Below are 12279 nucleotides of genomic sequence, written 5' to 3'. Positions count from 1 at the left end.
GAAGCGGGGGACAATATTTCACCTCGTTATAGTTTGGCTTTCAGCTTCTGTATAGTTTCCAGTGGCAGGCCTGTGATTTTGGCAACAATGGGCGGCTCCAGACCTTCCAACAAAGCAGCGCGGGCTGTCTCTCTTTTGCCTTCCCTCTTGCCTTCTCTTTTGCCTTCATTCTTGCCTTCCCTCTTGCCTCTCAGTTCAGCTTCATAGAGATCAGAATTTCTGTCCATGATGGCTTTTAATCTTTGTTCATAGATTTCTTTGGCTCGGGGATCAGATGCCATTTTTTCCAGAGCTATCCTGGCCTGTGCTATGGCCGGGTCTTCTTTGGACAATCTCTCCAGCAGTTCCATGTCATCCCATCCTTTCAAAAACATTGCCCACCGGTCCAGCGGGTTATCATAACTTGCCATTTCTTCATTCAATTTGGGCAATTCGATGAAGTGTATCTCGATGGCATCGGTCAAATCTATATTTTCATCGCGCTCCCGCAGCCTGAAGCTGGTATGGTAGCGCTGGCTGTCTTTGATGCGGACAAAGTCCAGTATGTTTATACCTATGGCTCTATTGAGGTCCTGATATCTTCCGCGGGTGATTATCTGGTCTCCGAATATTCGGCATATATAAAAGGCGCTGCGCCTTTCCATATTAGCCCGGTCACCAATCTGCATTTCTATATCCACCAGTTCCCCGCTACCCAATTGAACCTTTATGTCAAGTATACCGTAGCTATCGTCAATGTACTCCTGTTCTAGGTAAGGATTTAGTAATTTCACCGCTACAATCTGTTGTTTCCCGGTCAAACCCAATACAGCATTTAGTAAATTCATCAGTATGTCTTTGTTTTCTTCAGAACCAAAGACCCTTTTAAAGACCACATCTACTTTGGGATCCAGTCTCTCGGGCAAGCCGGTCACCACCTCTTTTATGTTTATTTTATCATAAAACATCCGATTTCTGGAACTGTTCTTTTAAAAAGCATCCGATTTAGATTTTCATTCCTCCTCCATCTTAAAACCGATCATTCTTAGTGCCATGCCGAGTTCCAGACATTATCGCTCCGGCAAAAAACGTTTTACAGTACCACCTTTGATATAGAGAACCTTCATTGGATAGAACAGCTCTAAAATCTTGTTTACAGTGGGTTCAAAACTTTTTTTATCACCAGTAAGGGTATTGTCCCCAAAGCTTCTTACAAATAAAAGTAAGCGCTCAATAATCAGGTGCATGGTAAAGCTGCAGCAAGCATGAGACAATATACCCATAGAAAAAAGGAATGGGGGTATTAATGAACGGTGACCTATGAAGAACAGAAGGCACTGGTGACTGAATGCAGGGCCAGCGGGATGAAAGCGAAGACCTGGTGCGAAGCAAAGGGCATCGAATATCGGCGTTATGTTAACTGGGCAACCCGAGTAAACAGAAAAGCTCAGGACAAATCACAGCAGTGGGCAGACATCACGATGGCAATAGCGGCAGATAAAATTGCCAACGATGAAATCAAGCTCAAATGCGGTAAATGGACAATCTGCGTAGCAACTGGGTTTAGTCCTACATTGCTTGCGGATATACTCAAGGTCGTAGATACCGTATGCTGAAGGACATTTTAGATTATGATAGCATTTATCTAGCCTGTGGAGCTACAGATCTAAGGCGGTCGGTAGATGGGCTAGCCATCATCGTGAAGCAGGAATTCAAGATGGATCCTTTTGGCAACTATCTTTTCCTCTTCTGTAACCGGAGCCGCAATCGGCTTAAAGCTCTAAGCTGGGATCGCAACGGTTTTGTCTTGTATTACAAACGCCTGGATGGAGCAGGAGCCCGGTTCAAATGGCCAAATGAGCCCATTGAAGTAAGAAATATAACGGTTAAGCAACTGCGCTTACTTATGGAAGGGATGTCAATAGACCCCCCGAGGGGGTTTGGTGACATTACAGCCAGGGCTTTCTACTAAAGGATGATTTAGTATCTGAAATCACTTGTTTCAGATACTAAACTATCTTTATTAAAACAGCATAAAACCCCGATAATACTGGATTATTGGGCATTTTCATGATATAATTAAAGTATGAAAACAATAGATTTGACGGGGCTTTCGCCTGATGTAAAAGAATATATTACAGGCCTCAAAATACAGATTGACGAACAGGCCAAAACCATAGAATCAAAGAATTTGCGGATCGACCGACTTATGGATATAGTGGCTGCATTACAAAAGGGTATGTATGGTCAATCCAGCGAAAAACGCAGGTATATTTTGGGAGAGGATAATCCTCAGCCTTCCCTATTCAATGAAGCAGAATTTGAAGCAAACCGGAATGCACCGGAACCCGACCAAGTATCTGTATCCGGGCATGCCAGGAAACCCAAACGCACCAAAGAAGAACTGGCCGCAGACCTTCCTGTAGAGGAGATCCTCTGCGAACTGGATGAAGAACAACTCACCTGCGAAGTATGCGACGGGAAAATGCGGGTTCTCGGAAAAGAGACCGTTCGCGAAGAATTAGAGATAATACCGGCAAGGGTAAAGAGACTTCGATATATTAGATACAGCTACGTCTGCGAACGTTGCGAACTGGAAACGGGAGAAGCCACGATTGTAAAAGCTCCCACTCCCGTGCCGGTCATAAAACGGAGCTTGGCCTCAGCGTCAACTGTGGCTCATGTCATGTATCAAAAATATGTTAATGGCCTGCCACTGTACCGGCAGGAAAAAGACTGGGCCAATCAAGGGATTGTTCTTTCCAGAGCAACATTAGCCAATTGGATTATACGCTCAGCAAACGATTGGCTGTTGCCCCTGTGGGAAATTATGAAAACTCATCTAGTGAAACAGGCTGTGGTTCATGCTGATGAGACGGTGACCCAAGTGCTCAAAGAGGAAGGAAAGAAACCCTCCTCAGAATCGCGGATGTGGGTATACTGTTCAGGGAAAACCGAGACTAAACCAATAGTGCTGTTTGAATACCAGCCTACGCGATCGGGTGAGCATGCCAGGCGATTCCTGGAAGGCTTTCATGGATATTTGATAACCGATGGCTACAAGGGATATGACAAAGTGCCCAACGTAACCCGATGTGGCTGCTGGTCCCACCTGCGACGACGATATCAAGAAGCAATGCCTAAAAATGGAGTAATAGAAGGCTCCAATGCCGCAATAGGATTTGACTACTGCAATCAGCTGTTTTCCATTGAGAAGGAGTTGGAGCAGCTACCGCCGGATGGGCGGAAACTACAGCGTCAGGGACGTTCCAAGCCAGTTCTTGATGCCTATTGGTCATGGATTGAAACTGTAAATGTTCTCATGGGCTCCAAACTCGGTGAGGCTATTACCTACTCAGTAAATCAAAGGAATTCACTAAGCACATTTCTTGAGGATGGGCGTATTGAATTATCTAATAATCGCGCTGAGAATGCGATCCGACCCTTTGTTGTGGGAAGAAAAGGTTGGCTTTTCTCGGATACAACCAAGGGAGCCAAAGCCAGTGCAGTCGTTTACAGTATTGTAGAAACGGCTAAGGCAAATAACCTCAATATATATATGTACTTGGTTTATCTATTCACCATGATGCCGGGCATAGATTTCAGGAGTAATCCAGTGCTGCTTGAGGACTTCATGCCCTGGTCGCCCAAACTGCCGGACTATTGCCACAACACCAAACATTAAATAGGATTACAAAAACCCCGGTGCGATTATCATATCGTACCGGGGTTTGCTTTGCCATGCACCTTAATATTGAGCGCTTACAAATAAAATGCATCCCTCCGCTGCACAATTACGCAAAATAGATAAAAAAGCTGATAAAAATACCCCAGCAATACCCCAGAAACACCAAAAAGCCCTGTATTACAGAGCTTTTCATTGTATCAAAGATTAAGTTTTAAATGGTCGGAGTGACTGGATTTGAACCAGCGGCCTCTACGTCCCCAACGTAGCGCTCATACCAAACTGAGCTACACCCCGACGCAAAGAATATTGTATAACATAAAGCCGGTATTCGTCAAGAACTCCAAACCCTATATTTACTCTATCTTATCCAGTTCAAATTTCCGGTGTAGAGCTTTAACCGCAGTTTTGATATGGCACTCGTCAATAACACAGGAAACGCGGATTTCTGATGTGCTTATCATATGTATGTTGATACCTTCGTCCGCCAGAGCTTCAAACATGGCAGCGGCGACGCCGATATTACTCTGCATACCGGCTCCGACAATCGATACCTTGGCTACATCTTTGCCGTAGGCCATACCCGAAGCACAGATACTTTCCACCAGTTCTTTCACCACTGGAACAGCCCGGCTAAGATCATTCTCTTCGATTGTAAAGGCAATATCATTCCTTCCATCTCTCATGGCGCTCTGGATAATTATATCTACATTTATGCTTTCAGCAGCCAGGGTCTTAAATAGGGTTTTGGCTATACCCGGTTGGTCGGGTACATCAAACAAAGCAAAACGAGCGCAATTTAAATCATGCGCTATCCCACTTACTGCTCTATGATTTTCCATATTGACTACCTCCGTTATTATGGTTCCGGGATTACGACTAAAACTGCTCAGAATCTCCACATCAACATTATACAACATAGCAAATTCCGCTGCCCGGGGTTGTAATACTCCCGCTCCCAGGCTGGCCATTTCCAGCATTTCTTCATATGATACCTGCGGCAGTTTTTGGGCTTCTTTTACTATTCGGGGATCAGCGGTAAACACTCCTTCTACATCGGTAAAAATCATGCAGCGCAAAGCATCAAGACTGGCAGCTAATGCCACCGCAGTAGTATCGGACCCCCCTCTCCCCAAAGTGGTGATATCGCCGAAGGGAGACAGGCCCTGAAAACCAGCTATAATGACCGCATTACCCCTTTTTATTTCATTTTTTATACGATCGGTTTTAATCCCGGTAATCCGCGCCTTGCTATGGCTGTCATCGCTATTTATTCCAGCCTGCCAGCCGGTAAGTGAAACAGAAGGGCAAGCATAATTATTAAGGGTCAAGGCCAATAAGGCTGCTGATTGCTGCTCTCCGGTGGCCAGAAGCATATCCATTTCTCGTTTGCATAAATCATGGCCGGTGAGACTGGCCAGCTCAATCAGTTCATCGGTGGTATCACCCATAGCGGAGACAACTACAACTATATCATCGCCCTTATCTCGTATTTCTTTGATTCTACCGGCAATATGCTTGATTTTATCAATTGATGCGACTGAACTTCCACCGAACTTTGCTACAATTAGTGACAAGATAATTCACTCCAAATCCATAAGATTATACTACCTCAAAACTTTAACTCCATCCGGATCGGCTGCCAATATCATTAACTGGCTTTGGACCCCGGACACAGCAAAGGCATCTTGCATAGCTTGAGCCACTCTCTTTTCCTCTTGCTGGCAAAAAGCGATGATAGAAGATCCTGAACCACTAAGGGCAACTCCCAGGGCTCCATTTCCCAGAGCCTGAGAAAACACCCTGTCAAAACCGGGAATTAACTGTTTGCGCCGGGGCTGAAAAATTGCATCATCCATAGCCGCTGGCAAATGGCGAAAATCATGTTTAATCAAACTGGCCAACAAATAGGAGGCCCGTTGCAGGTTATTTACCATATCCTTAAAATTAATCTTTTTCGGCAGTAGTTGCCTTGATTCATCAGTGGATATTGGGATATCAGGTACGGCAACAACCAGCTTTAATTCCGGGGGAAAAGAAAATTGCTGATAATACACCTTTTTCCTATAAAGCATGGCGGTGGTGAGTCCTCCCGCCACTGCGGGAACAACATTGTCAGCATGCCCTTCCATTTCCACCGCCCAGCTAATTAAGTCCTCCTGGGCAAATCTCTTCTCCAGAACTTCGTTGGCCGCATATAGACCGGCAACAATAGCAGCGGCACTGCTTCCCAGGCCTTTTCCCGGTGGAATGGAGCTATTGATAGTAAGCTCCAGTCCAGGCACTTCTACAACATGAGCTTCCGCAAATACTATTTTCATGGCCTGGTAAAGCAGGTTATCCCCAAAGATTTCTTCTGGATATTCTTCTCCATCGACAAAAAATCTAATCCCGCCGCTTGGCGGAATTATTTTTACCTTGATCTCCAGGTATAATTGCAGGGCCAAACCCAGAGTATCAAAGCCCGGTCCTAGATTGGCACTTGTGGCCGGAACCTTAACAGTAAACATAGCACTCCTTCTTGTATAATATTAGTCTGCTTCTCTATCTGTTCCTTCCAAACGAATCACATTTTTAATTTCACCTACTATACTAAGCCCTTTGAGTAGAGTAAGCGAATCCCTTAGATGCATCTCCCGAACCCGGTGGGTAATTAAAATAAGCTCAGCCCAACATTGCTTGCTCGTCTTTTGCAAGACGGTTGCGATACTGACATTATTATTCCCAAAAACAGCGGCAATGCCCGCTAAAACTCCTGGCCGGTCCTCTACTATCATTCTTATATAATACTCGCCTTCCAATTCTTTGATGTCCATAATTGCCTTATTATCATAACAACTGCAACCGATGCGCGCATTACTGTGATACAAGATATTGCGAGCGATTTCAATAATATCCCCAAATACTGCACTGGCAGTTGGCATTTGTCCTGCTCCCCGCCCGTAGTGCATAATTTCCCCCACAGCATCTCCACGTAAAAATACGGCGTTAAATACATCGTTTACTCCGGCCATGGGATGAGTTTTGGGTAGAAAAGCCGGGTGCACCCGAACTTCTATTTTTTGCTGCGGGTTTTCCTTGGCTATGGCTAAAAGCTTTATTACATAACCTAATTCTTTGGCATATTGGATATCATCTGCCGTAATCGAGCGTATTCCCTCCACATATACATCATCCAGGGTAACCCTGCTGTTGAAAGCAATAGATGATAAAATGGCAATCTTGCGAGCCGCATCCAGTCCATCTACATCTGCGGACGGGTCGGATTCAGCATAACCCAGTTGCTGAGCCTCAGCCAAAACTTCATTAAAATCACGACCTTCCCGGCTCATTTTGCTGAGTATGTAGTTGGTGGTGCCGTTTAAGATGCCGATAACCTCTTGGATCTGGTTGGCAGCCAGGGATTGCTTCATGGGATATACTATGGGTATTCCCCCAGCAACGCTGGCTTCAAAATAGAAATCTACCCTTTTTTCCTTGGCCTGATCGAAAAGATCTTTCCCTTTTATTGCTATCAGATCCTTATTGGCTGTTACCACATGCTTTCCCCGGGCTAAAGCTGCCATGATATAGGAGAAGGCAGGTTCTATTCCCCCAATTAACTCAACCACTATGGCAATTTCCTGGTCATCGAGAATCTCCTGGATATCCTGAGTTATCGCCTCATCTTTAATTCCCAGCAACCGGCATTTCTCTGTGTCTCTTTCCAGGACTTTTTTAATTACAATCGATTCCCCAATTCTTTTGTCAATTATTTCACTATTCTTTTGCAACAATTTAATTACCCCGGAGCCTACAGTACCGCATCCGAGCAAAGCTACACCAATCATCTGATTTCCTCCTGTTTTTACTGATATACAAACTTGAACCAAAACCCGGCACTTATTCCAATCATTTTGCCAGCTGTTTTATGGAGGCTTTAATATCGATACTCAAAGAAATAGTAACATAAGCTAGTCAATGAAGAAAGTAGTGGGCAAAAAAAGGTGAAAAAAGAAGAAGCTTATAGAAAGTCAATTTGCCCGCGGGCAAAAAGTCGCAGACAGGCATCTACTACATCCGGGTCATATAAGATTCCCCGATGGCGCCGGATTTCCTCCATAGCCAGGTTTATACCCAGGGCTGGTCGATAGGGCCGGTGTGAAGACATGGCCTCAACCACATCAGCTACTGCTAAAATACGAGCTTCCAGCATAATCTGAGAACCGGCCAGGCCCTGTGGATAACCAGAACCGTCCATTCTCTCGTGATGTTGGATGACCATATCAGCTACCGGCAGCTCAAAAGGAATAGTTTTAACAATCTCATAACCCACCTGGGTATGAGTTCTTACCAAAAGGGTTTCTATATCGTTTAGTTCACCCGGCTTGCTTAAAATGTCTGAAGATATCTGCATTTTACCGATATCGTGTAAAGTAGCTGCCATATAAATACCCCGGGTTATGTTGTCGGGAAATTGCATTTCCCGGGCAATGGCAGTGGCCAATTGGGCTACTCTGCGCTGGTGCCCCGCCGTGTAAAGATCTCTTTTTTCAGTGGTTATGGCCAGTGCATTTACTGTACTTCTAAGGATAGTTTGCGCTTTTTTAAGACTTTCTTGTAAAGCATTTTCGGTTTGCTTGCGACGGCTAATATCTCTTAATGAGATTATGGCACCAGTTTGATTGCCACCGCTGTCAAAAAGCGGGGCCGTTGCGGCCCAGCAATAAAGCCCGGAATCGCCCACAGCCGGAAAAAATACTTCCTTGATAAGGGTGTGTCCTTTTTTTTCTACATCAGCTATTAAGTTATGTGCATAAGTCGATTCCTCCATTACAATATCTACTAGCATGGGTTTTTTATAACCATAAAAAGGTATTGAGTACTCATAGTCATCTTTACCAATTATATCTTCGGCCTTAATCCCAGTCATTTCTTCCGCTGCTTGATTCCAAATAATAACCTTACCACTTATATCTACTACAAAGGTGGCATCAGGCAAAAAACTGATAATACCCGCCAATCGGCGCTCTGACTCCCTTATTTGCTGCTCCGCTCTTTTCCGCTCGGAAATGTCACGAATTATCCCCAGAAAACCGGTAATTTCCCCATCAGCAGAAAAAATGGGACTAACCGAAGTTTCAACATAGAGCTTTTTTCCTGACTTGCTTATTAGCTGCCAGTCAAATCCTTTAGCCGCTTCTCCGGTACGAAAGACCAGGTTATAAGTTTTAAAAACCTTTTTAGCATCCTCGTTTGTCATGTAGTGCTTATAATTCATACCCAGCAGTTCCTCTTTGGAATAGCCGAGCATATCCTGCAAAGATTGGTTGAAAAAAACCAGGTTTCCCGCTTTATCTACTTCATAATAGCCATCCTCAATACTTGCCAGAATATTCAGAAACTTTTTGGCATTATTAATCAAAGCCCTATTAATCATTCGCAACCTCCCCGGACAATTATGTTTTCCTGTTACCGGAATAAAGCAAATCATAGCAGTATCATAAATCATTCAAAAGTAAAATTATTACTGGAAAAAACCTTCAGACAAGCTTCCACTACCTCTGCATCATATTTTATTCCAGCTCCGTATCTTATCTCATCCAGGGCAGCTTCAATTCCTAATGCAGGCCGTAAGGCCGGTGGGACGCCATGGCTTCCACCACATCAGCTACAGCCAGTATTCTGGCTTCCAAAAGAATCTCCTCACCGGACAAACCCTGGGGGTAGCCAGAACCATCCATTCGCTCATGATGTTGTAATAAAGTAGTGGATATCGCCTGGGCAAAGGGAATAGTCTTAACAATCTCGTATCCTGCCTGAGGATGGGTTTTTACCAGTAGTCTTTCTATTTCTGTCAAGCCTCCGGGTTTGGTAAGTATATCTGTAGGTATCTGCAACTTGCCAATATCATGTAAAATAGAAGCGGTCCTGACATTATCAATATAGTATTGGGGAAGTTTCATTTCCTGGGCAATTGCACATGCCAGGGAAGCTACCCTACGCTGATGCCCTGCAGTATAGGGATCCTTCTTCTCTGCAGTTATGGAAAGAGCGTTGACTGTACATTCAAACACTGTTTTTAAATGTTCCAAACTCTTTTGCAGGCTTTCTTCAGCCCGGTCACGGGTAATCTCCACTGCTAGCAGATTGGCAATCAAAGTAAGGGTGTCCAGATTGGCCTCGGTTAACACAGTTCGTTTTCTATGGCCTACCACCAATACTCCCAGGCGACTATTTCCAGTAATAATAGGAGCTGCCAAACCACAAAGCAGTTCTTCTTGCAGCACCAGTTCATCATAAATATGGGTAAAAAGAGTACTGCTAAAGTAATCTTCTAAGATATATCCACTTTCACTGGCGGCAACCATACCAATCAGGCCTTTTCCATAAGGTATCCTGACTTCTAGCCAATCTGTCAATTTATTGCCGGACAGGGTATGGGGAATTGCTTCATTCTTGCTTTCATCTATCAAGAATATAAAGATACAATCAGCCGCGAAAAGTTCCCTGCTCTTGTCTGCGGTGAGCTTCAGGGTTTCGTCCATGCTTTGACTGGATGACATAGCCACAGCCAAGTCATATAGCACCCGAAGTTTGTATACTTCCCGAGAAAGGTCATACTGTGCTTTTTTACGCACTGTAATATCACGTACAATGATTTGCACAGCAGGCGTACCCTCAAATACCAAAGCGGCTCCGGTGACTTCAGTATAAATAATTTTACCATTTATTAATATTACCTTCATTTCCGTTAAAGGGAATACTCCATTAGCAGCTAATGGTTCCATCAAATCAATGTATATCTGGCGACTTTCCGGATGTATAAACTCTATTATCCTTCTACCCAGAATATCCTCAACCTTTTCTGCTCCCAGCAGTCGGGCGCCGGCATGGTTTATGAAAACTATCCGACCGTTTATGTGAACAGCGATAGCATCGGGTGAAACCTCAACCAATTGCCGATATCTCTCCTCGCTCTCCCGCAACTCTTCCTCCACCTGCAGGCGAGCTATTATAGATCCTATGTAATTTGCCACATTCTCTATGGCCTGACGGCTATGCTCTGGAACTACGCTGATTATACGGGAAGAAAGCTTCAGAGAAGCAAGCATCTTATCTTTATGATATATGGGTATTATCGCTATACTCTTTAAGCCTTCCTGGAGAACAATATCACCAAAATAGGCCGTCAGTTTATCTGCAGAGGAATATAAAGCCTGGGCATAAAGAGAAGAATTAGTATTAAAAGCGCAAGTCTTTACTTGTTCAACAAATCCTGGAGAAAGACCTCTGTGCACCGATAAGGTCAACTTGTCGCCTCCATTGTCCACCAGGAATATAGCCCCAGCATGCATTCCGCTGATTTTTAATGCCGAGTTTAGACAAATGGACAAAGCTTCTTCCATTCCATTAATTGCTATCATAGAAATACCCAGGTCCCGCTGTATAGCCGTATTCTCTTCTGCCCGTTTTTTCCGGGTTACATTCTGAATCGATTCTATGGCACCGATACGTTTACCATCGGCATCTATTAAAGGCGCTGCCGTTAACCGGAGATAGGCTCCACTCTCCCCAACAGCGGGGCAAAAATTTTCTGCTCTCAAGCTGCGAGCCTTTTTCTCCAATAATGTATAACTCTGCTCCCACTCAGTACTGGTTGACAGCACCTGATCCAGCAAAAGCGGACGGCGATAACCGTAAAAAGGCAGAGCATATTCATAATTACCTTTGCCTATAATCTCTCTGGCTCTGACTCCAGTCATTTCTTCGGCGGCCCGGTTCCAAGTTATTACCCGGCCATTACAATCAATGGCCAGGGTAGCATCAGGCAGGAAATCAATTATATGGACCAGGCGGTGTTCTGATTCTACGAAGGCTTCTTCCATCTGTCTTCTTTCACTTAGATCTTCCAGGAGAATAAGAACTACATCTTCATCTTTTTTCCCATCAACCGGCACTGAAATATTCAGTCGATGAAGTCTAGGGATTTTCTTTGCATCCAAAATACAGGATTCAAAAGATAATGAAACATGTTCTTGTAAGGCAGTAAACACTTTTTTTTCTAGCAGATTATGTTCCTGTGGAGTAACTAAGTCGAAAATATTTAACTCCGGTACCTCTTCAACCTTAATGCCCATCATCTCCCGGGCCTTTTTGTTAGCAAAAGTTAAACTGCCGCTGCTGTTACAACAAAGGATTAATCCATTAATGTTTTCCAATATATAAAGCCCGCCATTATTCGATTCCAGTTTAATTTCTTTCGAGTTGTTCGTGAACTCCATAGCAGGCCTGTCCTTTGGCATCAAATAAACACATCCTTGCTTGATTTAAATACTAAACTTTAAGGTACCAAAGCTAAAAAGCATTACGATAACTTACAAACCACATTGTTATATATCTAAATGACTAAACACAGCGAATATTAGCGGGTAGGTTAGCAAGCTTGATGGATAGCATCAGGATAATGGGTATTCCTTCGACAGATATCAGGAAAATCCTGCAGCGCTTAGTGGTATTTTGGAAATAATTATAGGTGTTTACCCGCAACAATCCTACATATATCCTTTTTTACCGCATAACGGTCTAGAAGATTAAACTCTTTAAAAAAAGCCGGTTGCAATACCGGCTTTTTT

Annotated in this window: 9 protein-coding genes and 1 tRNA gene; 3 read left to right on the top strand and 7 right to left on the bottom strand. The window is 43.9% G+C overall.

What is annotated here, in order from left to right; all coding sequences use genetic code 11:
* Nucleotides 1-26: 26 nt before the first annotated feature.
* Nucleotides 27-905, bottom strand: coding sequence for an Rpn family recombination-promoting nuclease/putative transposase (locus AWB54_RS04180; RefSeq protein ID WP_160328906.1), 879 nt, complete (start codon nucleotides 903-905; stop codon nucleotides 27-29).
* Between the two features lie 387 nt (nucleotides 906-1292).
* Here AWB54_RS04180 and tnpA point away from each other — a divergent pair, with 387 nt between their 5' ends.
* The 3 genes from tnpA (at nucleotide 1293) to tnpC (ending at nucleotide 3664) form a co-directional block, all read left to right on the top strand.
* Nucleotides 1293-1595, top strand: a complete 303-nt coding sequence (gene tnpA, locus AWB54_RS04175) for an IS66 family insertion sequence element accessory protein TnpA (RefSeq protein WP_061213358.1) — start codon at nucleotides 1293-1295, stop codon at nucleotides 1593-1595.
* A complete protein-coding gene (gene tnpB, locus AWB54_RS04170; RefSeq protein WP_061213357.1) occupies nucleotides 1589-1951 on the top strand; it encodes an IS66 family insertion sequence element accessory protein TnpB in 363 nt (120 codons plus the stop codon). The genes tnpA and tnpB overlap by 7 nt, the downstream gene beginning before the upstream one ends.
* Nucleotides 1952-2065: 114 nt before the next feature.
* Nucleotides 2066-3664: an IS66 family transposase gene (gene tnpC / locus AWB54_RS04165; protein WP_082736008.1), complete on the top strand. Its 1599-nt coding sequence runs from the start codon at nucleotides 2066-2068 to the stop codon at nucleotides 3662-3664.
* Between the two features lie 219 nt (nucleotides 3665-3883).
* Here the strand turns inward: tnpC and AWB54_RS04160 are convergent.
* From AWB54_RS04160 to AWB54_RS16130, 6 genes are all read right to left on the bottom strand, one after another.
* Nucleotides 3884-3961, bottom strand: a tRNA-Pro gene (locus tag AWB54_RS04160).
* A gap of 59 nt (nucleotides 3962-4020) precedes the next feature.
* Nucleotides 4021-5241 (bottom strand): aspartate kinase, encoded by a 1221-nt coding sequence (locus tag AWB54_RS04155; RefSeq protein ID WP_061213356.1) that lies wholly within the window; start codon nucleotides 5239-5241, stop codon nucleotides 4021-4023.
* Nucleotides 5242-5271: 30 nt separating this feature from the next.
* Nucleotides 5272-6174, bottom strand: coding sequence for a homoserine kinase (thrB, locus tag AWB54_RS04150; RefSeq protein WP_061213355.1), 903 nt, complete (start codon nucleotides 6172-6174; stop codon nucleotides 5272-5274).
* 21 nt (nucleotides 6175-6195) lie between these two features.
* Nucleotides 6196-7494 (bottom strand): homoserine dehydrogenase, encoded by a 1299-nt coding sequence (locus AWB54_RS04145; RefSeq protein WP_061213354.1) that lies wholly within the window; start codon nucleotides 7492-7494, stop codon nucleotides 6196-6198.
* Nucleotides 7495-7667: 173 nt separating this feature from the next.
* Nucleotides 7668-9083, bottom strand: a complete 1416-nt coding sequence (locus tag AWB54_RS04140; protein WP_061213353.1) for a PAS domain S-box protein — start codon at nucleotides 9081-9083, stop codon at nucleotides 7668-7670.
* A 181-nt stretch (nucleotides 9084-9264) separates the two neighbouring features.
* Nucleotides 9265-11949, bottom strand: a complete 2685-nt coding sequence (locus AWB54_RS16130) for a PAS domain S-box protein (RefSeq protein ID WP_061213352.1) — start codon at nucleotides 11947-11949, stop codon at nucleotides 9265-9267.
* Nucleotides 11950-12279 lie beyond the last annotated feature (330 nt).

It is taken from the genome of Syntrophomonas wolfei subsp. methylbutyratica (assembly GCF_001570625.1).
GTDB classification, from domain to species: Bacteria; Bacillota; Syntrophomonadia; order Syntrophomonadales; family Syntrophomonadaceae; genus Syntrophomonas; species Syntrophomonas methylbutyratica.
This window is presented reverse-complemented; position numbering and strand designations above follow the sequence as displayed.

What these genes read in the sequence shown, in the direction of transcription:
- tnpB (WP_061213357.1), top strand. Translation starts at nt 1,589, where the DNA reads ATGCTGAAGGACATTTTAGATTATGATAGCATTTATCTAGCCTGTGGA.
- tnpC (WP_082736008.1), top strand. Translation starts at nt 2,066, where the DNA reads ATGAAAACAATAGATTTGACGGGGCTTTCGCCTGATGTAAAAGAATAT.
- thrB (WP_061213355.1), bottom strand. Translation starts at nt 6,174, where the DNA reads ATGTTTACTGTTAAGGTTCCGGCCACAAGTGCCAATCTAGGACCGGGC.
- AWB54_RS04145 (WP_061213354.1), bottom strand. Translation starts at nt 7,494, where the DNA reads ATGATTGGTGTAGCTTTGCTCGGATGCGGTACTGTAGGCTCCGGGGTA.
- AWB54_RS04140 (WP_061213353.1), bottom strand. Translation starts at nt 9,083, where the DNA reads ATGATTAATAGGGCTTTGATTAATAATGCCAAAAAGTTTCTGAATATT.
- AWB54_RS16130 (WP_061213352.1), bottom strand. Translation starts at nt 11,949, where the DNA reads ATGCCAAAGGACAGGCCTGCTATGGAGTTCACGAACAACTCGAAAGAA.